This window comes from Micromonospora sp. GCM10011541, assembly GCF_042650725.1.
GTDB lineage: Bacteria > Actinomycetota > Actinomycetes > Mycobacteriales > Micromonosporaceae > Micromonospora > Micromonospora sicca.
The window spans coordinates 111,776-134,126 of sequence record NZ_JBHSBP010000077.1; the positions used below are offsets into that span (position 1 = coordinate 111,776).

The 22,351-nt window shown below is 73.3% G+C and carries 19 protein-coding genes and 1 pseudogene; 8 read left to right on the forward strand and 12 right to left on the reverse strand.

Features of this window, described 5'->3' with window-relative positions:
* Window positions 1–59: 59 nt before the first annotated feature.
* The 3 genes and pseudogenes from ACFOYX_RS29115 to ACFOYX_RS29125 form a co-directional block, all read left to right on the forward strand.
* Window positions 60–218: a hypothetical protein gene (locus ACFOYX_RS29115; protein WP_322441729.1), complete on the forward strand. Its 159-nt coding sequence runs from the start codon at window positions 60–62 to the stop codon at window positions 216–218.
* Window positions 219–648: 430 nt separating this feature from the next.
* Window positions 649–2,298, forward strand: coding sequence for a protein kinase (locus ACFOYX_RS29120; protein WP_322441728.1), 1,650 nt, complete (start codon window positions 649–651; stop codon window positions 2,296–2,298).
* A 100-nt stretch (window positions 2,299–2,398) separates the two neighbouring features.
* Window positions 2,399–2,983 (forward strand): annotated as a pseudogene (locus ACFOYX_RS29125) (metal-dependent hydrolase); the annotation flags it as partial.
* On the opposite strand, the gene ACFOYX_RS29130 reads toward ACFOYX_RS29125, so the two are convergent.
* Both ACFOYX_RS29130 and murD read right to left on the reverse strand, forming a co-directional pair.
* Window positions 2,938–4,254, reverse strand: a complete 1,317-nt coding sequence (locus ACFOYX_RS29130; protein WP_377534580.1) for a hypothetical protein — start codon at window positions 4,252–4,254, stop codon at window positions 2,938–2,940. The pseudogene ACFOYX_RS29125 and the gene ACFOYX_RS29130 sit on opposite strands and share 46 nt — an antisense overlap.
* Before the next feature lie 387 nt (window positions 4,255–4,641).
* Complete coding sequence (gene murD, locus ACFOYX_RS29135) at window positions 4,642–5,991, reverse strand: UDP-N-acetylmuramoyl-L-alanine--D-glutamate ligase (protein ID WP_322441701.1); 1,350 nt, start codon at window positions 5,989–5,991, stop codon at window positions 4,642–4,644.
* A gap of 48 nt (window positions 5,992–6,039) precedes the next feature.
* Here murD and ACFOYX_RS29140 point away from each other — a divergent pair, with 48 nt between their 5' ends.
* Entirely contained in the window at window positions 6,040–7,389 is a 1,350-nt protein-coding gene (locus ACFOYX_RS29140; protein ID WP_322441700.1) for a hypothetical protein, read from the forward strand.
* Between the two features lie 71 nt (window positions 7,390–7,460).
* Here ACFOYX_RS29140 and ACFOYX_RS29145 read toward each other — a convergent pair whose 3' ends face one another.
* From ACFOYX_RS29145 to ACFOYX_RS29155, 3 genes are read right to left on the reverse strand one after another with little or no spacing between them, the layout of a single operon-like run.
* Window positions 7,461–9,194 (reverse strand): PucR family transcriptional regulator, encoded by a 1,734-nt coding sequence (locus ACFOYX_RS29145; protein WP_377534582.1) that lies wholly within the window; start codon window positions 9,192–9,194, stop codon window positions 7,461–7,463.
* A gap of 21 nt (window positions 9,195–9,215) precedes the next feature.
* Window positions 9,216–10,064 (reverse strand): RNA methyltransferase, encoded by an 849-nt coding sequence (locus tag ACFOYX_RS29150; RefSeq protein ID WP_322441784.1) that lies wholly within the window; start codon window positions 10,062–10,064, stop codon window positions 9,216–9,218.
* Between the two features lie 43 nt (window positions 10,065–10,107).
* A complete protein-coding gene (locus tag ACFOYX_RS29155) occupies window positions 10,108–10,665 on the reverse strand; it encodes a dihydrofolate reductase family protein (protein ID WP_322441698.1) in 558 nt (185 codons plus the stop codon).
* Window positions 10,666–10,845: 180 nt separating this feature from the next.
* Between ACFOYX_RS29155 and ACFOYX_RS29160 the strand changes: the two genes are divergently transcribed.
* Window positions 10,846–11,448, forward strand: a complete 603-nt coding sequence (locus tag ACFOYX_RS29160; protein WP_322441697.1) for a thymidylate kinase — start codon at window positions 10,846–10,848, stop codon at window positions 11,446–11,448.
* A 30-nt stretch (window positions 11,449–11,478) separates the two neighbouring features.
* Window positions 11,479–11,889 carry a GNAT family N-acetyltransferase gene (locus ACFOYX_RS29165; protein ID WP_322441696.1) on the forward strand — a complete coding sequence of 137 codons (411 nt, stop codon included), beginning with the start codon at window positions 11,479–11,481 and terminating at the stop codon, window positions 11,887–11,889.
* Between the two features lie 78 nt (window positions 11,890–11,967).
* Here ACFOYX_RS29165 and ACFOYX_RS29170 read toward each other — a convergent pair whose 3' ends face one another.
* From ACFOYX_RS29170 to ACFOYX_RS29185, 4 genes are all read right to left on the reverse strand, one after another.
* A complete protein-coding gene (locus tag ACFOYX_RS29170) occupies window positions 11,968–14,172 on the reverse strand; it encodes a transglycosylase domain-containing protein (protein WP_322441695.1) in 2,205 nt (734 codons plus the stop codon).
* 93 nt (window positions 14,173–14,265) lie between these two features.
* Entirely contained in the window at window positions 14,266–15,066 is an 801-nt protein-coding gene (locus ACFOYX_RS29175; protein ID WP_322441694.1) for a hypothetical protein, read from the reverse strand.
* 148 nt (window positions 15,067–15,214) lie between these two features.
* A complete protein-coding gene (locus ACFOYX_RS29180) occupies window positions 15,215–16,321 on the reverse strand; it encodes an SPFH domain-containing protein (protein WP_322475080.1) in 1,107 nt (368 codons plus the stop codon).
* A gap of 5 nt (window positions 16,322–16,326) precedes the next feature.
* A complete protein-coding gene (locus tag ACFOYX_RS29185) occupies window positions 16,327–16,800 on the reverse strand; it encodes an NfeD family protein (RefSeq protein ID WP_322441692.1) in 474 nt (157 codons plus the stop codon).
* Between the two features lie 94 nt (window positions 16,801–16,894).
* On the opposite strand from ACFOYX_RS29185, the gene ACFOYX_RS29190 reads away from it, so the two are divergent.
* Entirely contained in the window at window positions 16,895–18,211 is a 1,317-nt protein-coding gene (locus ACFOYX_RS29190; RefSeq protein WP_322441691.1) for a serine hydrolase domain-containing protein, read from the forward strand.
* A 398-nt stretch (window positions 18,212–18,609) separates the two neighbouring features.
* Here the strand turns inward: ACFOYX_RS29190 and ACFOYX_RS29195 are convergent, their stop codons facing one another.
* Window positions 18,610–19,422, reverse strand: a complete 813-nt coding sequence (locus ACFOYX_RS29195; protein WP_322442898.1) for a DUF3097 domain-containing protein — start codon at window positions 19,420–19,422, stop codon at window positions 18,610–18,612.
* Between the two features lie 202 nt (window positions 19,423–19,624).
* Between ACFOYX_RS29195 and ACFOYX_RS29200 the strand changes: the two genes are divergently transcribed.
* Window positions 19,625–20,419 (forward strand): hypothetical protein, encoded by a 795-nt coding sequence (locus ACFOYX_RS29200; RefSeq protein WP_109800174.1) that lies wholly within the window; start codon window positions 19,625–19,627, stop codon window positions 20,417–20,419.
* 21 nt (window positions 20,420–20,440) lie between these two features.
* Here ACFOYX_RS29200 and ACFOYX_RS29205 read toward each other — a convergent pair whose 3' ends face one another.
* Together ACFOYX_RS29205 and ACFOYX_RS29210 are read right to left on the reverse strand one after the other, a co-directional pair.
* Window positions 20,441–21,220, reverse strand: a complete 780-nt coding sequence (locus ACFOYX_RS29205) for an HAD-IIA family hydrolase (protein WP_109800175.1) — start codon at window positions 21,218–21,220, stop codon at window positions 20,441–20,443.
* 34 nt (window positions 21,221–21,254) lie between these two features.
* Window positions 21,255–22,286 (reverse strand): ferrochelatase, encoded by a 1,032-nt coding sequence (locus tag ACFOYX_RS29210; protein ID WP_322442897.1) that lies wholly within the window; start codon window positions 22,284–22,286, stop codon window positions 21,255–21,257.
* Window positions 22,287–22,351 lie beyond the last annotated feature (65 nt).

A 22,351-nucleotide genomic window follows, 5' to 3' on the forward strand; every position in this document is an offset into this window, starting at 1 on the left:
CGACAGGTCGGATCCGATCCGTTGGCTATGGTGGACGTCGACCAGCGGTGAGGAGAACCGTGCAGCAGGTAGTGATCGCCGGCCGGTACCGCCTGCTCGAGCTGGTCGGCCGCGGCGGAATGGGGCGGGTCCGGCTCGCCCGGGACGAGATGCCGCACCGCGAGGTGGCGGTGAACCGCGCGGTTGAAGCCGCCACCGCCGCAGATGCGTCGGCGTGAAGACCATGCAGGCGTACCGGTTCGCCCTGGACCTGACGCCGTCGCAGGAGCGGGCTGCGCTGGCCCGCCACATCGAGGCGGGCGCGGCGCGGATCCTGTCCGCGACGGTGCGCCGTGACGGCGGACGCTGGTACGTGGCGTTCACCTGCGAGGTGCAGCGCGCTGACCGCGTCCCGACTCACCCGCGCCGAACGGGGAGAACCTGCACGCCCTGCGGCTCCTCCGGGCGAAGGCCGGCGCCTGGACGTTCGGCTGGACCACCCTGGACGGTGACTGGGCCGCGGCGGGCGCCGACCTGACCCGCGTCCGGCAGAGCTTCCAGCCGGCCCGACCGGCTCGCCGGGCTGACCGCCTGCCGCTCGCCCACCACGGATGAGAAAACACCGACCGCTGACTATCGTGTACGGGGAGTGGCCGAGGGGGCGCCGAGGTGCTGCAGTTGCTGGTCGCCGGGCGTTACCGGCTGCTCGACCAGGTCGGGTCCGGTGGCATGGGCCGGGTCTGGCGGGCCCGCGACGAGATGCTGCACCGGGACGTGGCGGTGAAGGAGGTCGTCCCACCCGGCTGGCTGACCGAATCGGAACGGGACGAGTTGCGGCTGCGGACGCTGCGCGAGGCGCGTACCGCCGCCCGGCTGAACCACCCGAACGTGGTCCGCATCTACGACGTGGTGCACGACCGGGGCAGCCCCTGGATCGTCATGGAGTACGTGCCGTCCCGTTCGCTGCAGGAGCTGCTGGACACCGATGGCCCGCTGCCGCCCCGGCGGACCGCCGAGATCGGGCTGGCGGTGCTGGCCGCGCTGCGCGCCGCACACGCCGCCGGCGTGCTGCACCGCGACGTCAAGCCGCACAACGTCCTCGTCGCCCACGACGGCCGGGTGGTGCTGACCGACTTCGGGCTGGCCACGTTCGTCGGCGGGGACGGGGCGATGACCGGGCCCGGGATGGTGCTCGGCTCACCGCACTTCGTCGCCCCGGAGCGGGCCCGGGACGGGATCTCCGACCCGCGTACCGACCTGTGGTCGCTCGGGGCGACGCTCTACGCGGCGGTGGAGGGGCGGTCCCCGTACGCCCGGGCCAGCGCGATGGCGACGCTGAGTGCCCTGGCCACCGATCCGCCCGACCCGATGCGCCGGGCCGGCCCGCTGCGGCCGGCGCTGGCGGGGCTGTTGCAGCGGGAACCGTGGCGCCGGCTGACGGCGGCCGAGGTGGAGCCGCTGCTGCGCGCGGCTGCGACCGTCCCGGACGCTCCACCGGGGACGGCGGACGGCCCGAACGAGCCGCGTCGGGTGCCGGAGGGCGCCGGTCGGCCGGGGCGGACGCCGGGCGCCGGACGGCCCGGGCGGGCGAGGGAGCGCGCAGGCACGGCAGGTCGGACGGCGGGCCGGGCGGGTCCGCTCTGGCGGGCGGTGCGGGGCGTACGGCGGCGGTGGGCCGCGCTCGGGGCGGCGGTGGCCCTGCTCGCCGCGGCCGGCACGGCGCTGGTGCTGCGCCTGCCGGAGGACCGGCCGCCGGTCGCCGGGACGGCCGCCGGCAGCCCGGCGGCGCGGCCGGCGGGCTTCGCCTGCGCCACCGCTCCGCCGGCCGGGGCCACCCCGGTCCGCTCCGCGCCCGCCCCGGCCGGGGAGCGCTTCGACCTGCTTCCCGCCTGGACCTGGTACGTCGACCCGACCGGGTTCCGGATCGCCGTGCCGGTGGACTGGCTGCGCTGGACCGACGGCGGGGTGACCTGCTTCCGGGAGCCCGCGGGGTCCCGGCTGCTGAGCGTGGGCGCGACGGCGGCGCCGGCCGACCCGGTGGCGTACTGGCGGGCGGAGGAGCGGCGGCTCACCGGCGACGGCGGGCTGGCCGACTACCGGCGGGTCGAGATCGGGCCGATCGACATGTTCCGGGGCGGCGCGCTCTGGGAGTGCGGCTGGGTCACCGCGGCCGGCGACAAGGTGCACACCGCCCGGCTGCTGCTGACCGTCGCGCCGGGCCGCGCGTACACCGTCTCATGGCTGACAAAGGAGTTCGACTGGCAGGTCGACGCGACATATTTCCTGATGATCCGGCAGAGCTTCCGGCCCGGTCTCTGACCCCTCCCCAGTGGACCGTCCGGGTGATGCCCCTCGGCGACGCGGCTGATTACAGTGGCGTAGTTTTGTCGATCAAGATCTCTGGGGAGGGCGAGCCGACATGATGGGACCGTCCCACGCGCTGTCCGGCGCGGCGGTGTGGCTGACCGGGTCGTGGGCGCTGGACCAGTTCGCCGACTACCACCAGACGCCGCTGGCGCTCGCGGTGGGGACCGCGGTCTGCGCGGGCGGGGCGCTCTTCCCCGACCTCGACCTCTCCGGCAAGGTGACCCGCAACCAGGGCGGGGCGACCGTGGCCCGGACCTTCGGCGTGTTCAGCCTCTTCATCGCCGAGGTGATGGAGAAGATCTCGCTGGGGGTCTACTACGCCACCAAGCTCAGCAAGGATCCGCGCCGCAACAACGGGCACCGCACCCTGACCCACACCCTCCCGTTCACCGGGCTGGTCGGCTGGGGCACCACCGCGCTCTGCGCCCACTACGGCAAGTGGGCGGTGGTCAGCATCCTGTTCTTCATGATCGGGCTGGCCCTGCGCGGGCTCTTCGACGAGTGGGCCGAGCGGGCCGGCTGGGTGATCGTGACGCTGGCCTCGGCCGCCGCGGCCTGGTTCACCTTCGCCAACCTGCCGGGCGACCGGGGCTATCCGCTGATCGGGTTGGCCGTCGGGGTGGGTTGTTTCGTGCACGGGCAAGCCGTGACGCCGCGGAGGAATGCTGGCATCGTCGCGCTGCCGATGGCGTTCGCGTTTCCCCGGATCTTGCCCTTGGCGTCCTTTTCGGCGAGCCAGGTCGACAGCGCCTCGACCGCGTCGTCATCGAGCGGGTTGCACTCGAGGAAGCCAGCGAAGTCCAAGGTGGAGGGGAAATCGAAGCCGGGCAGTACGAGCGCGGCGTTGAGCCGGAGCTGGGCGACCGACCGTCGATGGTCGGTGACCAGCGGAACGGGCTTGCCGTTCTCGTCGAGGATAGGCTTCTCGATCGCCTGGTAGGCCTTGACGAAGCGCCGCACCGTCGCTTCGCGCATCTCGGCCCAGCTCTCGTACTCGGATCCGGGCCCCAGCCCGAGCGCCTCCATCTCGTAAGTCAGCGGTAGCAGATGCAGGGCGGCCCGCGCGGTCATGATGCCCGGGTTGCGGAAGGCCGTGCGGAGTGCGAGCCGGTTCCGGCTCACCCGCTTGACGAGACCGTGAGCGCGCTCGATCTCGGCGGCCTTGTCGAGCGCCTCCTCGCCGATGACGACGCCGAGAGACAGCTGTTGGTACAGCATCTCGACCCAGTGCTCCTCGTCGTCGACGGTCCACTGCCGCTCATGCTCTTCCTTGTCGAGTTCGTCCCACCAGCGGCCGATGACCCGCTCCGCAGTGCGGCACGCAGTGCCGGTCTCGGCGAGCACCAACTGAAGGAAGACCTCCGCGAGGCCCAGCGACTCCAGCTCGCGATCGGGGGCACGGCCGTGGTTCTCCACATAACGATCGCGTCGCTCTCGTGCTTCCTTGTGCAGCAGGAACGCTTCGTTGTAGCCCTGCGGGGTGTCCCGCTTGGACGCGACGAGTGCGTCGGCGCGGATCGCCCCGAGAGCGCGCGCCGCGAAATGCGGCCACGGCAGGATACGAGCGACGTCGGCCAATCGTCGGACGAGCCGGGCAGCCCGGTCGTTGATCTCGGCACCACCGTCGACGGGCCGCGCCCATTGTACGATCTGCCAGCTCGCCTCGTAGATCATCCACCCGATCAACCACAAGCGCTCCCGCAGCTCGTCCGGGGGCTCGAGCGAGTCCTCAAGTGACTCGGCCGCGCGGTGCTTGGCATACCACTCGCGGTATTCCTGCACCTCCTGCTCAATTTCCTCGATCAGCGCCTCGTCCGCGACCCGGCGACCGACCTCGAGGTCGTCTCGGCCCTCGGATTCCGCGCGCAGGGCACGGCAGATTTCATCCATTTCCTCAGGGATCCACATGAGCGGGACGGCTCCTCTTCCGATCGAGGGGGAATGATCAAGAATGAGCTGTTCGGCGCGCGTCTGGAAAAGACTAGTTATGAATCGCGAGCGATCACAATCAACCGTTCAGGTTGATGGGTCCGAGTAGGACAGCCGACCTTGAAGCCCTTCCAAAAGCTTCGCAGACGCCCCGATCACGAGTAGGGCGCCGCCTGTCGGATATCCGTTAGCGCGATATGCCGAAAGCCGACTGTTCAAACACACCGATGCTGGTAGCGGCCTCTCTGCTTGAGAGGTTTCGACCATGCCGAAACGGTGCCCGACGTATCTGCGGAAGTGTGTGCCGATGCGCGAAAGGCGCGCCCGCCACGACGTACTGCCGGACGGTGGAGGCGGCAGAGCCGGTCAGCGAGCCGCGGTCTCCGCGATGGCCTCGCGGAACGCCTCGGAGCGGTGCTCGTAGTTGCGGAATCGGCCGTAGCTGGGCGCGGCCGGTGACAGCAACACGACGCCGTCGGCCGGCGTGAGCTTGCGAGCCTGACGGACCGCGGCCGGCAGATCCTCGACGATCTCGCAACGCACCCTCGGCAGCCCGGCCAGCGCCTGGATGATCCGCGGACCGCTGTCCGGAATACCGATGACGGTGATCTCCCGCTCGGCCAGGTGGTCGCGAAGCGGGGTGTAGTCCACCCCCCGGTCGTTGCCGCCCACGATCACCGTGAGCGGCCGCCCCTCGTACGCGTCGATGGCGTGCATGGCGGCGTACGGGCTGGTGGCCAAGGTGTCGTCGACGAAGACCAGCCCGGACGGGTCCGGGATCTCGGTGAGCCGGTGGGCGAGTCCCTGGAATTCGGCGACCGCGACGGCCAGGGTGTCCTTGCGCTCCACCACGTCTACGCCGAGCGTCTCCAGCACGGCGAGGGCGACGCAGAGGTTGCCCTCGTTGTGCCGGCCCACCAGCGGCAGCACCGCGCGCGGGAAGAGCGGCTGGTCCCGCAGGTGGAACCAGGGGGCGCCGTCCGGGCCGGAGGCGACGTGGGTGCTGTCCGAACGGCCCGCCCGCACCGCGGCCCGGTCCCCCAGTTCCAGGGCGAGCCGGGGGTCGGCGCCGTTGACCACCACGGCGTGCGGGCCGTGCGCGATGAGGTTGAGCTTGTCCTGGTAGTACTCCCGCTCGCCGCCGTGCGCGTCCAGATGCTCGGGGAAGAGTGCGGTGACCACGGAGACGCGCGGCGAGTCGGTCAGGTCGCTGCACTGGTAGCTGGAGAGCTCCAGGACGTACAGCTCCGCCTCGGGCAGCTCCAGCGTCGGCACGCCGATGTTGCCGCCGAACACGTTCGGCCGGCCGGCCGCAGTCAGTAGGTGGCTGATCAGGCTGGAGGTGGTGCTCTTGCCCTTGCTGCCGGTGACCCCGACGGTGCGGTCGGCGTGATCGGCCATCCACAGCGCCGTGCCCTGCGTCACGGGAATCGCGCGTCGCCGCAGTTCGAGCATCCAGGGGTGGGTCTGCGGCACTCCGGGAGAGCGAACCACCACGTCGGCGGCAATGAGCCGACTGAGCCCCTCCTCGCCGGTCACCAGCGGGGCGGCCTCCGCCAGCGGGCCTTCCCAGGGCAGGGACAGGAAGTTCGTCCGGTCATCCACGGCAACGAGACTGGCCGGACCGTGCGCGGCGACTGCCCTGGCGGCGGCCATGCCCTCACGGCCGGTACCCCAGACAGCCACAGAGCGTCCGCGCAGGTCAGACAGGTGCACGTGTGATCTCCTCGCTCGCGTCCGGGTCAGCCCGGACTAGTATGACCTGTGCCTAACGGACAGCTCGGGCGGATGGACGCCTTCACCTTCCCGTCCTACTCGATCGACCTCGCCACTGGCGAGGCGTTGTTCGACTACAAGCTCACCGGCCCGCACGGCGAGCAGCGGTTCACGGAGGTGATCACGCTTCCGCTGCCGGCCGAGCCGCCGTCGGACGAGATCGTGGCCACCCTCGGCCGGGTCCTCGAGCTGCTGCACGTGGTCGCCGGGGTCAGCTACTACAAGACCGCCGCGCCGCACCGGCTGGTGCTGCCGGCCCCGCTGGGCGCGGCCGCCGTCGAGCTGGTCACGGCCGTCTACACCAGGGGCCTCGCCGAGTACGCGTACCGCAACCGGCTGCCGCACGTGCTGGAGCTGCGCCCGGAGGTGCCGGCCGGCGAGGTCACCCCACCCCGGGTGTACGACGACTCGGACCGCCGGCCGCTCTCCGCGGTCGGCGGCGGCAAGGACTCCATCGTCAGCCTGGAGGCGCTGCGTCGGGCCGGTTTCGACCCGGTGCCCTTCTCGGTCAACCCGAACCACGTCATCGTCGCGGTCAACCAGGCCTCCGACCTGACCCCGCTGGCCGCCCGGCGCCGGATCGACCCGGTGCTGTTCGACCTCAACGCGGCCGGCGCGCTGAACGGGCACATCCCGGTCACCGCGATCAACTCGCTGATCGCGGTCGCCACCGCCGTGCTGCACGGCCTCGGCCCGGTGGTGATGTCCAACGAGCGCTCCGCCTCCGACCCGAATCTGGTCTGGAACGGCCACGAGATCAACCACCAGTGGTCCAAGGGCGTCGAGGCGGAGGGGCTGCTGCGGGCGGCGCTGGCCGAGCACGCCGGGCTCACCGACCCGTACTTCTCCCTGCTGCGCTCGCTGTCCGAGCTGCACATCGCCCGGCTCTTCGCCGCGATCGAGCGGTACGACGACGTGGTGACCAGCTGCAACGCGGCGTTCAAGCTGCGCGATGCGAGCGAGCGGTGGTGCCGGAACTGCCCGAAGTGCCGGTTCGTCTTCCTGGCCATGGCGCCGTTCATGCCGCGCGAGCGGATCAGCCACATCTTCGGCGGCGACCTGCTGGCCGACGAGGCCCAGATCCCCGGCTACCGGGAGCTGCTCGGCGTGGACGGGCACAAGCCGTTCGAGTGCGTGGGCGAGGTCGAGGAGTCGGTGGTGGCGTTGAGCCTCCTCGCCCAGCAGGAGCAGTGGCGCGCGGCGCCGGTGGTCCGCGCCCTGGTCGAGGCGCTCCCCGATACCGCCTGGTCGGCCGCCGCGACGTCGGATGTCTTCACCCCGGGCGGCCCGAACTTCGTCCCCACCGCCTACGCCAAGGCCCTGACCGCCCTCACCTGACCACCTGACCGGGGGCCCGCCCCCGCCCGCCGGACGCGGTCGATCATGAGGTTGTTGACCGGCCTGGTGGGTCAGGGGGTGCGGACGGCGTCCAGGGCGAGCAGGGCGACGTGCAGGGAGAGGCAGGCCTCGACCGAGTCGAGGTCGACGTCGAGGATCCGGCCGATCCGGGCCAGCCGCTCGTAGAACGCCGGCCGGGACAGGTGCGCCGCGGCGGCCGCCGCCGACTTGTTCCGGCCCTGCTCCAGGTACGCCCGCAGGGTGCCCAGCAGTTGCTCCCGGGGATGCCGGGCGTCGTACGCCAGCAGCGCGCCGAGCTCCCGCTCGACGAAGGTCTGCAGTCGGGGCTCGTCCCGCAGCAGGTGCAGCAGCCCGGCCAGGCCGACGTGCGGCAGCCGGAAGATCGGCACTTCCCGCCGGTCCCGCCGGGCCGCCTCGGCGATTTGCCGCGCCTCGACCAGCGACCGCCCGGCCTCCCGCAGGCTGCCCACCCCGGACCCGGCCGCCACGATCACCGCCGCCGGCCCGCCGGGACGGGCGGCAGCCGGACGGGCGTCGGCCGGGCGCGGCGCGGGTGGGCGGGGCGGGGCGGCGTCGAGGCGTACCCGGTGCAGCGCGGCGGCGAACGCGGCGAGCGCCTTCTCCTCGCCGGCCGGGTCGGGGAGCGCGAGCAGCGCGCCGACGGCCTGGTCGTCGACGGCGCTGGTGAGGGCGGTCAGCTTGGCCTCGCGCAGCGCGTGGCCGACCGCCTCGGCGAGGTCCCGCAGCCGGGCCGGGCCGGCCTCCGGGGCGGCGTCGGCGGCGTGGCCGTCCCCCGCCGGGTCGTCCGCTCGGTGCCGCACGACCACGCCGACCAGGTGCCGGCGGTCCAGCATCACCCCGAGCGCCTTCGCCCGCAACGCCACCTCGTCGACCGGCCGGGAGTGGTCGAGCAGGGCGGTGAGCAGGGTGCGGTGGATCTGCCGTTCGAGCCCCTCGGCGTCGCGGCGGATCAGCCGGCCCAGCGCCAGGGTGGAGGCGGCCCGCTCGACCAGGATGGTCAGCCGGGTGGGCGGGGTGCCGGTCGACCAGCGCAGCAGCAGCCGCCCCCAGTCCTGCCCGCGGGCGCCGACGGTGGTCACCAGCCAGCCGCTGTCCGGGTCGTACGCGGTCCGGCCGGTCGGCCGGATCCGCCGGGAATGCTGCTCCCAGCCGTCCAGCAGCAGCTCCGCGTTCTCCCCCGCCGGGTCGTACGCGAGCACCTGCCGGGACAGGTTCTCCAGCACCACCGGGCTGCCGGCCAGCTCGGCGGCCTGCCGGACCACCTCGGCGGCGTCGGCGCCCTCCACCGAGAGCTCGGTGAACCGCTGGTGGATCTCCTCGGTGGCCCGCAGCTCGGTGAGCTGGGCGTCCACGATCAGCGCGTGCACCGCCTCGGTGATCCGGACGAACGGGGTGGCCCGCCGCAGCTCCACCAGCGGCAGGCCGCGCCGTTCGGCGGCGGCCGCCATCACCCGGGGCACCCCGCTGACGTACCGGCGACCCAGCTCCACCACCAGGCCGGAGACCCCGACGTCGGCCAGGTCGCCGATGAACGCGCGCAGGCCGGCGTCGTCGGCGGGCAGCCCGATGCCGGTGGTGAGCACCAACTCCCGCCCGTTGAGCAGGGTGGCGATGTCCGGCACCTCGGTCACGTGCACCCAGCGCACCGGCTGGTCCAGCCCCTGTTCCCCGGCGACCAGGCGGGGGGCGCCGTGGCGGACCGGGTCGAGCGCGAGGACCTCACGGACGGTAGGGAACACGGCCGATACGCTACCCTGCGTCACCCTCGATCCCGAAGGACGGCGTCACAGCGGGTCGTCGCGGCCCAGCTCCCAACAGGCCACCGCGGTGGCGGCGGCGACGTTGAGCGAGTCCACCCCGCGCCGCATGGGGATCACCACCCGCACGTCGCTGGCGTTCATGGCGGCCCGGGTCAGGCCCGCCCCCTCGGCGCCCATGAGCAGGGCCGCGCGGGCCCGCTGCGCCGCGTCCAGCCGCTGGATCGGCACCGCGTCCGGGGCGGGCGTCATCGCCAGCACCGTGAAACCGGCCGCCCGGACCTGGGCCAACGCGTCCGGCCAGGGGTCCAGCTTGGCGTACGGGACGGCGAAGACCTCACCCATGCTGACCCGGACGCTGCGCCGGTAGAGCGGATCGGCGCAGGACGGGGAGAGCAGCACGGCGTCCACCCCGAGGGCGGCCACGGCCCGGAAGATCGCCCCGAGGTTGGTGTGGTTGTTGACGTCCTCCAGGATGACCGCCCGCCGGGCGCCGGCCAGCACCTCGGCCGCGCTCGGCAGCGGCTTGCGGTGGAACGAGGCGAGCACACCCCGGTGCACGTGGAAGCCGGTGGCCCGCTGGAGCACCTCCTGGGTGGCCGCGTAGACCGGGGCGTCGCCGGTGTCGAGGTCGGCGAGCTGGTCCGCCCGCTTCGCGTCGACCAGGTACGACCGGGCCGGGTAGCCGGCCCGCAGCGCCCGCCGCAGCACCAGCTCCCCCTCGGCGATGAACAGGCCGTGCGGGGGTTCCCAGCGGGTACGCAGCTCGACGTCGGTCAGCGCGCGGTAGTCGGCGATCCGGTCGTCGTCGGGGTCGGTGATCTCGTGGACGGGCACCCGACGATTCTGCCGGACGCCGCCACCCGCACCGCCCACCGGCCGCTGCGCCGGGCGGAGGTGCGTGGCGGGGGCCACCGGGTCAGCCGGCCCGCTCATACCGCAGCAGCACGCTCGCGCCGTCGAAGCCGCGCGACCCGACCAGGCGCAGGGCGAGCCGGTCCTTGGGCGGGAAGACCGGCCTACCGCCGCCGAGGACGACCGGGTGCACGATGACCTGGTACTCGTCGATCAGACCGTGGTCGGTCAGCGCCGCGGCGGCGGCCGAGCCGCCGGTGAGCAGGAGGTCCCCGCCCGGCTCGGCCTTGAGGGCGGCGACCTGCCCGACCAGGTCGGCGCCGATGACCCGGGCGCCGTGGTCGGCCGACTCGAGGGTCCGGGACAGGACGATCTTCGGGGTACGCCGCCAGATCGGCGCGAATGCCCGGCCGTGCGCGTCGGCCATCGACTCGGGCCGCGGCCACCAGTACGACATCATCTCCCAGACCTTGCGCCCGTACACGAACGCGCCGGCCCGTTCGCTCAGCTCCAGGGAGTACGCGGACAACTCCTCTCGCATCACGGGCCAGTCGAACTCGCCGTTCGGCCCCTCGATGAAGCCGTCGACGGACTGGTGCACCCAGTAGATGATCTTTCGCATGGGTTCTCCTCGGTCGGCAGCGCCCCCGGCGGGCGCTGTCACCGGTGGGTCGGAGCCGCCCGACGGGATCCGACAGCCGGAGCGGATTTTCTTCCGCCGGGTCTCCGCCCGCCCGTGCCCGAGGTCGCCGGGCGCCGGCCGCCGCCCCCGGGTTGCGCCGCCCCGGTACCGTCCGGACCCGTGGCCAGTCCCGTGATGATCGCCCTGGTCGGCGTCGACGGCTCCGGCAAGAGCACCCAGGCCCGGGCGCTGGCGCGCCGGCTCACCGCCGCCGGCACCCCGGCGAGCTACTTCGAGAACGCCGGCGGGCGCCCGCTGTGGAACCGGCTCGCCCGGGCCCTCGGCCGGCGCGACGGCGTGGCGCTGTTCGGCCGTACCCGCTATCCGGCCTTGGAGGCGACGGTCCGCGCGCTGGCGATGAGCCGGACGCTGCTCTGGTCCCGGGCGACCGGCCGGACGGCGGTACTGGACCGCTGGACCTGGTGCCAGTACGTGATCATGGCGGCTCGCGGCGACCGCGGCGGGCGGGCGGTCCGGGCCGCGTACGCGCTCTTTCCCCGGCCGACCGTGGTCTGCTTCCTGGCCACCTCGCCGACGGTGGCGAAGGACCGAGTCGCGGCCCGGGGCATCGACACCGAGGAGTTGGCGCACCTGCGGGCGCTGGACGCCGCCTACCGGGCGCTGCCGGAATTCGGGACGTTCGTGGTGGTCGACGGGGACGGCGACCCGGACGAGGTGGCGGCGGCACTGGACCGGGTGGTGTCGCCCCTGGTCGGGCGCTGACCGCGCGCCCGCCGGGCTACATTGTCGATCATGGAGTACCGCCTGGTGGACCGGCTGCCCACCGTCGGGGAGTTCGTCGCCGTCACGTCCGGCGTCGGCTGGGCCGACGCGTACGACCGGGCGGCGATCCCGGCCTCGCTGGCCGCCTCACTGCACGGGGTGGTCGCGGTCGAGGGCGACCGGGTCATCGGGCTCGGCCGGCTGGTCGGCGACGGGGCGATCTACTACTACCTCCAGGACCTGGCGGTGCTGCCGGAGCGGCAGCGGCGCGGGGTCGGCGCGGCGATCCTGGGCCGGCTGGAGGAGTGGATCGCCGCGCGCGCCTCGTCCCGGACGTTCGTCGGGCTCTTCGCCGCCGGGGAGTCGGTCAGCCTCTACCGCCGGTTCGGGTACGCGGTGCACGACGACCTGACCGGCATGTTCCGCGTCGGCCCCCGCTGAGGCGACGCCCGCCCGAGGAACGGATCTTGGGCAGTCGCCGGTCGTGACCGGCAACCGCCCAAGATCTCAAGCTGTCCGTCAGCCGCGGCGGTTCTGGAGCCAGCGCAGGAGGTCCGACGGGAGGCCCCGGTCCTGCTCCTGTCGTGGCTGGTGGGGCCGCGGGGTCGGCTGCGGCTTCGGCCGCTGCGGGTCGCCGGCCAGCTCACGGCTCGGCGCGGTGAAGTCCTTCACCGGCTGACCGCCGACCGCGGTCTTGATCACCCGGGCCACCGCGTCGATCACCTTCGCCTGCACCGGCGAGCCGACCAGGTCGGTCGAGTCGTCCGGGTTGGCGGCGATGCCGGCGACGGCCACCTGCGGGGTGAAGCCGACGAAGGTCTCCGTGGCGTTCTGCTCGGAGCTACCGGTCTTACCGGCCACCGGCCGGCCGACGATCCGGTCGACCGAGGTCGCGGTGCCGCCGTTGCACTGCCCGTACGCCGACTGCTGGCCGACCGGGCAGCGGGCCGCGTCGGTGGCCGCCCGGGCCACGTCGGTGTCCAGCACCTTCTTGCAGGACGGCTGGCCGACGGCCACCTTGGCACCGTTCGCGGCGGTCACCGAGACCACCGGAAGCGGGGTGCAGTACGTCCCCTCGGCGGCCACCGTGGCGTACGCGTTGGCGAGGTCGAGCGGGGTGGTGGCGGCCACGCCGAGGGTGAACGCACCCCAGTTCTCCGCGTCGTCCTTGGCGAAGGCGGCGTCGGACTCGGCCCGGAACCTGATGCCGAGCCGCTGCGCCATCTCGACCGCCTTCGCCGGCCCGACCTGCTCGGCCAGCCAGACGAAGTAAGTGTTCACGGAGCGGCCGAAGCCGTCCCACATCATCCGGTACCCGTCCATCCACGCCGGGTTGGCGTTGGCCGGGCACCACTTGCCGTCGCAGGTGCCCTCGCCCTCGGCCGCGTACCGGGTGGGCAGCTTGCTCGGGGCGTCGAAGCCGGTCGAGAGCGGCTTGCCGGCCTCCAGCGCGGCGAGCATGGTGAAGAGCTTGAAGGTGGAGCCGGCCTGGTAGCCGTCGACGCTGTCGCCGCCGGAGATCAGCGGGTTGACGGTGTTCGGGTGGTTGGCCTGCCCGGCCGGGTTCTCGTCCAGGCTGTAGTGCCGGTTCACCGCCATGGCGAGCACCCGGCCGGTGCCCGGCTCGACCGCCGCGATCGGCAGGGCGCGCTTGTTGTCGTAGCCGTAGACGCCGGTGGCCTGCTGCTGCGCGGTCTGCTGGACCTTCGGGTCGAGCGAGGTGACCACGGTGTAGCCGCCGCGGCGCAGCGCCTGCTCGCGCTCCTTGACCGTGTTGCCGAAGGCGGGCTGGGTCAGCCACCACTGGCGGAGGTAGGCGCAGAAGAAGCCCCAGTCGGCGTGCCCCTGGGCGACCGCGGTGCAGCCGTTGGGCTGGGCGGTCGGGTGCAGGGTCAGCTTCTCCGCCTTGGCCGCGGCGGCCTGCGCCGCGCTGATCGCGCCGGTCTCGGCCATGGCGTCGAGCACGTACGCGCGGCGCTCCAGCGCCCGCGCCTTGTCGCCGTCGATCGGGCTGTACTCGTCGGGCGACTGCACCAGCCCGGCGAGCAGGGCCGCCTCGCCCAGGGTCAGGTCGGCCGGCGCCTTGCCGAAGTAGCGCTGGCCGGCCGCGGCGACGCCGTACGCCCCGGAGCCGAAGTACGCGATGTTCAGGTAGCGGTTGAGGATCTCGTCCTTGCTGAGGGTCTTCTCCAGCGCGGCCGCGTACCGGATCTCCTGGATCTTGCGCCCGACGGTCTGCTCGGTGGCGGCCTGCCGCTCCTCGGCGGTGCGGGTGGGGTCGGTTTTGAGCACGTTGCGGACGTACTGCATGGTCAGCGTGGAACCGCCCTGCTCGGTGCCGCCGCCGCGGAGGTTGGCGACCAGGGCCCGGGCGATGCCGCGCAGGTCGGCGCCGCCGTGGGAGTAGAAGCGCCGGTCCTCGGCCGAGACGATCGCCTGCCGCATCACCGGGGCGATCTCCGCCAGCGGCACGTCGGTGCGGTTCACGTCGTAGAACGTGGTGATCAGGGTCTTGCCGTCGTTGGCGTAGAGGTAGGAGCGCTGGGGCTGCGCGGGGGTGCGCAGCGCGTCGGGCAGTTCCGCGTACGCCCCGAGGGCCGCCTTGGCGACCTGCCCGCCGAGCAGGCCGCCGGGCAGCGCGGCGACCGCGAGGACGAGCCCGGCGAGGGCGCCGGCGAGGAGCACGGTGAAGAGCCGCGACAGCGGCGACCGGGGTGACGGCATGCAGCCCAGGATTACCGCGAAAGCCGCCAACCGACCACCCCGCCAGGCAACTGTCAGTTACCTCACGGCGATCTCTCAGCTACGGGCTGGTCATCAGGTGGGCAGGGGGCCGTTCGGGGAGGATCCGGGCACGCCCGGGGTGGAGACGCTGGCGGTGGCGGCGTCCCGGGCGATGGTGGCGGGCACCAGGCGGCCCGAGCGGTAGCCGATGCCGATGCCGGCGACCAGCACGAAGAGCGCGCCGAAGGTCTGCAACGAGCCGATCAGCGCACCGCCGAGGCCGAGCAGCGGGGCGGCGATCATCAGCATGGTCCCGTCGCCGTAGCTGAACATCCCCGACCGGGCGACCGACCACCCGGTGAGGAACCACCCCAGGCTGTAGCAGGTGGCGCCGAAGAGGACCAGGCCGCGCGCGGTGGTGCCGAAGACCGGGGTCTGCTCGGCGAGCCCGGCGAACGGCAGCATCAGCACGGTCCCGGCGATGCTGACCAGCAGGCCGGCCGCGGCGACCCGGCGGCAGCGGGTGGCGGCGAGCAGCCCGGTCAGGGCCAGCAGGGCGAGCAGCCCGAGCCAGACCGCGGCCACCCAGCCCACCAGGTAGAGCGACCGGCCGTCGGCCGGGTACGGGTCGTTGCCCACGCCGCCGTCACTGGCCATCGCCACCGCGCCGTAGAGGATCGCGTACGCGGGCAGCAGCCAGACCGCCGCACGGGCGAACCGCCGCACCGACCAGGCCCAGCTCGCGTTGGTGGCCGGGGCGGCCGGCCCGGGGTCGGAGACGAACGGCAGCACCCCGAACCCGCCCCCGGTACGCCGGGTGCCCAGCGGACCGGCGGGATCGTGCGCGCCGGGCACCGGTTCCCGGGACCACAAACTGTTCGCCGGATCCTTCATGCGTCACCTCGCTCGCCTGCGGGCGGCGCGGGACGCGTACGGCGCCCCGGCTCCTGCTCACCACCCGTCCTCAGACCGATCGTGGCAGGCGCCGGGGCGCCGCATGAGTGTTTCTCGCATTTGCCGCCCGGCTCGGACGGCGGCCGGGTCAGCCCCGCTCGCGCTGGTCCGACGGGTCGTTGAGCAGGCTCTCCGGGGAGACCGGCTCCGGCGCGGGCAGCCCCTGCGGCTTCGCGCCGCCGGTGGCCTGCGCCTCGGCGACGCGTACCTCGTCGTGGATCTGCTGGGCCGCAGCGGCGGCAGCCTGCGCCGCCTCGGCGGCCTCGCGCTCGACCTGGCTCGCGTGGTCAGCCGCTTCCGGCGCCGGGAGGTCACCCACCATCTGGCTCAGACCACCCAGCGCGCCGCCCATCCCCTCGAGAGCCTTGGTCAGCTCCGCCGGGATGATCCAGACCTTGTTGGCGGTGCCGTTGGCGATCTGCGGCAGGGCCTGGAGGTACTGGTACGCGAGCACCTTCTGACTCGGGTTGGCCTGGTGGATGGCGTCGAAGACGGTACGGATCGCCTTCGCCTGGCCCTCCGCCTGGAGGATCCGGGCCTGCCGGTCACCGTCGGCGCGGAGCACGGCGGACTGCTTCTCACCCTCGGCGGTGAGGATCTGCGACTGCTTGTGACCCTCGGCCGTGAGGATCGCCGCCCGGCGGTCCCGCTCGGCGCGCATCTGCTTCTCCATCGAGTCCCGGATGCTCGCCGGCGGCTCGATCGCCTTGATCTCGACCCGGGTGACCTTGATGCCCCACCGGCCGGTGGTCTCGTCCAGCACCCCGGAGAGGTGCCGGTTGATCTCATCCCGGCTGGTCAGCGCGCGCTCCAGGTCCAGCGAACCGATCACGTTGCGCAGTGTGGTGACGGTGAGCTGCTCGATGGCCTGGAGGAAGCTCGAGATCTCGTAGGTCGCCCGGACCGCGTCGACCACCTTGAAGTAGAGCACCGTGTCGATCGAGACCACCAGGTTGTCCGAGGTGATCACCGGCTGCGGCGGGAAGCTGACCACCTGCTCCCGCATGTCGACCTTGGTGCGCACGGCGTCGATGAAGGGGACCAGCAGATTGAGGCCCGGGTTGAGGGTGCGCTTGTACTTGCCGAGCCGTTCGACCACGTCCTGGCGCTGCTGCGGCACGATGCGCACCGCCTTGATCAGCGTCACCACGACGATCAACGCCACGGCGGCCAACAGCACCAATGCAAAGTCCATACCGTTCACCTTTTCGCTTCGGGAAGCTCACGGGGGTGGGAAATGTCGTCCTGCCAGACCAGGGCGGTGGCGCCCCGGACCTTGATCACCTGCACCCGCTCACCGGGGGAGAAACTCTGCGTCACGTCGTACGCGCGGGCGCTCCACAGTTCGCCGTCGATCTTGACCATGCCGTGCTCGGCGTCCACCGGTTCCAGCACCAGCGCGGTGGAGCCCTCGATCGCCTCCACGCCGAACGGCTGGTCGCCGCTCTCCAGCGCGGACTGCGCGTGCCGCCGGATGACCGGCCGGACCAGCGCCACCGAGAGCGCGGAGACCACCGCGAACACCAGCGCCTGCAGCGCCACGGGGGCACCGAGCGCGGCGGCCCCGGCGGCGGCGAACGCCCCGGCCGCGAACATGATCAGGAACAGCGTCGTCGTGAAGATCTCGGCGACCGCCAGCACCACACCCAGCACGATCCACACCACGGCGTCCACACGGCAATCGTGACACGTCGACGCACGCGGCAGCGCCCCGCGATGATCAGTAAGCTCGGCGGCACCGGAACCCGTGCCCACCGAGGAGAATGCCGTGCCCCTGCTGCCCGACACCGCCCGACAGGTCGACGCCCTGGTCGCCCGGGCCCAGGCTGAGGGGCGGGCCCCCTCGCTCGCCCTCGGGGTGGTCCGGGACGGCACCCTCGCGCACCTCGCGGTCGCCGGTGAGCACCCGCGGCCGGACGCCGACCGGCAGTACCGGATCGGCTCGATCAGCAAGACGATGACCGCGGTGCTGGTCATGCAGCAACGGGACGCCGGCCGGCTCGCCTTGGACGACCCGTTGGAGCGGCACCTGCCCGGCACCCCGGTCGGCGCGCTCACCCTGCGCCAGTTGCTGGGGCACGCCAGCGGCCTGCAGCGGGAACCGGAGGGGTCCTGGTGGGAGCGGACCGAGGGGGTCGACCTGGCCACCCTGGTCGCCGGGCTGACCCCGGACAAGATCGCCTACCCGCCGCACCACGTGTACCACTACTCCAACCTGGCGTACGGGCTGCTGGGCGGGGTGCTGGAGCGGATCACCGGCACCGCCTGGTACGACCTGCTCCGGGCACGGATCCTCGAACCGCTCGGCATGCGCCGGACCACCTACCACCCCGCCGAGCCGTACGCCCGCGGCTATGTGGTGCACCCCTGGCTCGACACCCTGCGCGAGGAGCCGCGTACCGACACCGGGGCGATGGCCCCCGCCGGCCAGCTCTGGTCCACCGTTGAGGACCTGGCCCGCTGGGCCGCCTTCCTGGCCGACCCGGCGCCGGACGTGCTCGCGTCGGGGACGCTGACCGAGATGTGCGGGCCGGTGGTGATCAGCGACCTCGACTCGTGGACCGGCGGGCACGGCCTCGGCGTGGAGCTCTACCGGGTCGGCGACCGCGTGTACGTGGGCCACGGCGGCTCGATGCCCGGGTACGTCGCCGGGCTCGCCGTCCACCGGCCCGGCCGCACCGCCGTGGTCGACTTCGCCAACTCGTACGGCCTGCGCGGCGGCCATCACATCGTCGGGCTGGCCCGACAGGTCCTCACCCTGGTGCTGGACGCCGAGCCGGCCGCGGTGCCGCCGTGGCGCCCGGCCGCCGCGCCGCCCCCGGCCGCCCTCGCCGAGCTGACCGGCCGCTGGTGGTGGATGGGCGCCGAGTACGAGCTGCGTCCCGACGGCTCCGGCGACCTGCTGGCCGGCCCGGTCGGTCAGCCGGTGCTCCGGTTCGCCCCCGAGGGCCCGGACCGCTGGCGGGGACGCTCCGGCGGCCAGGACGGCGAGCTGCTCACCGTCATCCGCGACGAGGCGGGCCGTCCGGTGGCCCTCGACATCGCCACCTTCGTCTTCACCCGCACCCCCGACCAGGAACCCTGACCACCACCCCACCCCACCCGAACTCGTCCCGCCCCGCCCCCGCCCGCGCTGAGGCAGGCGGCTCCGCGCCCGTCAGGGCCGACGCGGGACGAGCCCGGCGGGGCAGTGCATGACTGGGGCTGGTCGAGGGGGCAGGGCCCAGTCAGTGCATCGCCACTACGAACCTGATGACGTGGATGCATCACCCTGATCCGTTCACGTCATCAGCTTCGTAGCGCCCGAACAGGCACCCCACCTCCGCCACCGGACCGCGCAGCCCGCCCACGACGGGGCCGGGGGCCGCCGTGACCGGCGGAGGGATCAAGCCTGACCGCCCGGAGCCGGTCACGGCGGCCCCCGGCCTGAACCGCAACAAGCAACAAGCGGCAAGCGGCAAGCGGCAAGGAGCCGACCGACGCCTACCGAGGCTCGGTCACGAAGTCGATCAACCGTTCCATCGCGTTGATCAGCGGCGTCTCCACGTCGGCGAAACTGTCGACCCGGGACAGGATGCGTCGCCACATGTCCGCCGGCTCGCCCACTCCGAGGGCCGCGCAGACGCCCTCCTTCCAGGGCCGTCCGGGCGGCACCACGGGCCAGGCCGGGATGCCGAGCGCGGCCGGCTTGACCGCCTGCCACACGTCGACGTACGGGTGCCCGGTGACCAGCACGTGCGGGGAGGACAGCCGAGCCACGATCCGGCTCTCCTTCGAGCCGGGCACCAGGTGGTCGACGAGCACGCCGAGCCGCCGGCCCGGGCCGGGGGCGAAGTTCCGGACCTCGGCGTCGAGGGCGTCGATGCCGTCGAGCGGCTCCACCACCACGCCCTCGATCCGCAGGTCGTCGCCCCAGATCCGCTCCACCAGCGCGGCGTCGTGCACACCCTCGACCCAGATCCGGCTGGCCTTGGCGACCTGGGCGCGGACGTTGTCGACGGCGATCGAGCCGGAGGCGGTGCGCCGCCGGGCCGCCGGCGCCGGGGCGCGGGTCGGCCGGCGCAGCGTCACCGGCCGGCCCTCGAGCAGGAAGGCCGCGGGCAACAGCGGGAAGTTGCGCCGCCGGCCGTGCCGGTCCTCCAGCACCACCGCGCCGGCCTCGAAACCGACCACCGCGCCGCAGAACCCAGAGTCGGCGTCCTCGACCACCAGGTCCGGCTCGGCGTCCACCTCGGGGGTGACCTTCCGCCGTCGCCAGTCCCCCGCCAGCACGTCCTCGCCGTATCGCCCCGCCATGTGGATCACGCTAACCGGCGGTCCGGCGCGCCGCCCGGCGACGCGCCGCCGGTACCCCGGCCGCCGTGGGGGACGGACGTCACGACCGCCGACGGCGATGCGGCGGGCCCGCGAAAAGGGGCGAAGAAGGCAGTTCGGGGCAGGCTACGCGGCCGGAGCGGCAGTCGAGACAGGGGCGGCGGCGAGCACGTACCCTTTCCGCATGTCCCTCCCCGCCACGGGCGCGGCCACGCTGGCTCCGCGCCGGTCCAGCCGGTTCGTTGCCTGGGTGCGCGCCTGGCGCGCCGGCCTGGTGCCCTTCGACGAGGTCGCCGACTCCATCGCCGGCGACGAGGAGCACCTGGTCGCGGACGCCCCCGGCACCTGGACCGACGTCCCGCTGCGGGACGCGCTGCCCACCCTGGCCAAGCTCTCCCCCGACGAGATCCGGCTGGTGCTGCCCGCGCCGGGCGACCCGCGCGGCCTGCCCGGCCCCGGCGACTTCGCCGGTGCGGCGCTGCTCGCCGGGGAGGCGGTGGTCGCCGGCGGCCTCGGGCTGATTCCGCAGGTGCGCAGCCACACCTCGGGCTCCGGGATGACCTGGGAGACGGTGCTCTGGCGGGTCTACCCGCTGCCCTCGAACGCGCCGGCGGCGTCGCTCACCGCCCCCGGCGCGGCGGAGGCGGAGGCCGAGCTGGCCGCCGCGCTCGCGGAGACCACCGCGGCGCTGACCCGCCTCGACGTGGCCCAGTGGCGGCCGGAGCTGGCCGGGGCGCTCGCCGCGCTGCGCCGCCCGGACGGCGCCACTGATCTGCCGCCGGGCTTCGACCCGCGCGCCCGGCGACTCTTCGCCCGGGCGGCCGTGCTGGACCGGGTGCTCGCCCTCGCCGGGCACAGCGCGCCGGGCGGGGCGATCAACAACTACGAGGCCCAGCAGCGCGACGCCGCGCTGCGCCCACTCACCACCGCCTGCCGGCAGGCCCTGGTCGCCGCCTGCAACGCCCCGCTGCGCCCCTGACGGCGGAGCCGGGCCGCGGAGTCAGATCTCGTCGATCAGGTCGGCCACCGAGTCGATGATCCGGGACGGCCGGTACGGGTAGCGCTCCGCCTCGGCGCGGCTGCTGATCCCGGTCAGCACCAGGATCGTCTCCAGCCCCGCCTCCAGCCCGCAGAGGATGTCGGTGTCCATCCGGTCACCGATCATCGCGGTGGTCTCCGAGTGCGCGTTGATGGTGTTGAGCGCCGAGCGCATCATCATCGGGTTGGGCTTGCCGACGAAGTACGGCTCCACCCCGGTCGCCTTGGAGATCATCGCGGCGACCGAGCCGGCGGCGGGCAGTGCGCCCTCCACCGACGGGCCGGTCACGTCCGGGTTGGTGCAGATGAACCGCGCCCCGTCGTTGATCAGCCGGACCGCCTTGGTGATCGCCTCGAAGCTGTAGGTGCGGGTCTCCCCCAGCACCACGTAGTCCGGGGCGAAGTCGCTGAGCACGTACCCCACCGCGTGCAGGGCCGTGGTCAGCCCGGCCTCCCCGATCACGTACGCGGTGCCACCCGGCCGCTGGTCGTCCAGGAACTTGGCGGTGGCCAGCGCCGACGACCAGATCGCCTCCTCCGGCACGTCCAGCCCCATCCGGACCAGCCGGGCCTGGAGGTCGCGGGGGGTGTAGATCGAGTTGTTGGTGAGGACCAGGAACGGCTTGCCGGAGGCCCGGAGCCGCTTGACGAACTCGGGTGCGCCGGGCACCGGCTGGCCCTCGTGCACCAGCACGCCGTCCATGTCGGTGAGCCAGCTCTGCACCGGCTTGCGGTCATGCATGTGTCGTCCCAACGGGTCTAGGGGTCGGTCGGGCTCAGGGACGGCGGGCGGCGGGCACGCAGCACGGCGTCGGGCAGGTGTCCCACATCGGCAGCTCGCCGAGGCGGCGGCGCAGCCGCTCGCCGTCCGGCGCAATCCGCTCGGTGACCAGTTCGCGGACCATCGCCACGAAGCGCGGGTCGGTGCCCGGGGTGCCGGCGCGGACGAAGTCCAGGCCGAGCTGCTTGGCCGTGTCCAGCGCCTCGGTGTCGAGGTCCCAGACCACCTCCAGGTGGTCGGAGACGAAGCCGATCGGGCTGACCACCACGCCGGTCACGCCGGACTCGGCGAGGCTGGCCAGGTGGTCGTTGATGTCCGGCTCCAGCCACGGCACCTGCGGCGGGCCGGACCGGCTCTGCCAGACCAGGTCGTACGGCAGGTCCGGCGCGGCGGCGGCGTGCACCAGCCGGGCGGTCTCCGCCAGCTGCGCGGTGTACCGGCCGCCGTTCGGGCCGGCGGTGGCGGCCATCGACGTCGGAACGGAGTGCGCGGTGAAGACCAGCCGGGTGGTGTCCCGCTTCGCCGGGTCGAGCTGGGCCAGTGCGGTACGCACCGCGTCGGCGTGCGGCTCCACGAAGCCGGGGTGGTCCCAGAACTGCCGCAGCTTCTCGATCACCGGCGCGTCCGGGCCGACGGCGGCCCGGGCGGCGGCGATGTCCTCCTGGTACTGCCGACAGGAGGAGTAGCCGCCGTACGCGCTGGTGACGAAGGCGAGCGCCCGCCGCACCCCGTCGTCGTGCATCTGCGCCACGGTGTCGGCGAGCATCGGGTCCCAGTTCCGGTTGCCCCAGTAGACCGGCAGGTCGACGCCGTTCGCCGCGAAGTCCGCCCGGATCGCGGCGAGCAGTTCCCGGCACTGCTGGTTGATCGGGGAGACCCCGCCGAAGTGCAGGTAGTGCTCGGCGACCTCCGCCAGCCGCTCGGGCGGTACGCCGCGCCCCCGGGTCACGTTCTGGAGGAAGGGCACCACGTCCTCAGGCCGCTCCGGGCCGCCGAAGGAGACCAGCACCAACGCGTCGTACGCCATGGCGCCATTCTCCCCCGATGGCCGTGACGGCCCGACGACCACCCCGGGACGGTCGGGTTTCACCG

What these genes read in the sequence shown, in the direction of transcription:
- ACFOYX_RS29130 (WP_377534580.1), bottom strand. Translation starts at nt 4,254, where the DNA reads ATGTGGATCCCTGAGGAAATGGATGAAATCTGCCGTGCCCTGCGCGCG.
- ACFOYX_RS29155 (WP_322441698.1), bottom strand. Translation starts at nt 10,665, where the DNA reads ATGCGAAAGATCATCTACTGGGTGCACCAGTCCGTCGACGGCTTCATC.
- ACFOYX_RS29165 (WP_322441696.1), top strand. Translation starts at nt 11,479, where the DNA reads ATGGAGTACCGCCTGGTGGACCGGCTGCCCACCGTCGGGGAGTTCGTC.
- ACFOYX_RS29170 (WP_322441695.1), bottom strand. Translation starts at nt 14,172, where the DNA reads ATGCCGTCACCCCGGTCGCCGCTGTCGCGGCTCTTCACCGTGCTCCTC.
- ACFOYX_RS29175 (WP_322441694.1), bottom strand. Translation starts at nt 15,066, where the DNA reads ATGAAGGATCCGGCGAACAGTTTGTGGTCCCGGGAACCGGTGCCCGGC.
- ACFOYX_RS29180 (WP_322475080.1), bottom strand. Translation starts at nt 16,321, where the DNA reads ATGGACTTTGCATTGGTGCTGTTGGCCGCCGTGGCGTTGATCGTCGTG.
- ACFOYX_RS29195 (WP_322442898.1), bottom strand. Translation starts at nt 19,422, where the DNA reads ATGGCGGGGCGATACGGCGAGGACGTGCTGGCGGGGGACTGGCGACGG.
- ACFOYX_RS29200 (WP_109800174.1), top strand. Translation starts at nt 19,625, where the DNA reads ATGTCCCTCCCCGCCACGGGCGCGGCCACGCTGGCTCCGCGCCGGTCC.
- ACFOYX_RS29205 (WP_109800175.1), bottom strand. Translation starts at nt 21,220, where the DNA reads ATGCATGACCGCAAGCCGGTGCAGAGCTGGCTCACCGACATGGACGGC.
- ACFOYX_RS29210 (WP_322442897.1), bottom strand. Translation starts at nt 22,286, where the DNA reads ATGGCGTACGACGCGTTGGTGCTGGTCTCCTTCGGCGGCCCGGAGCGG.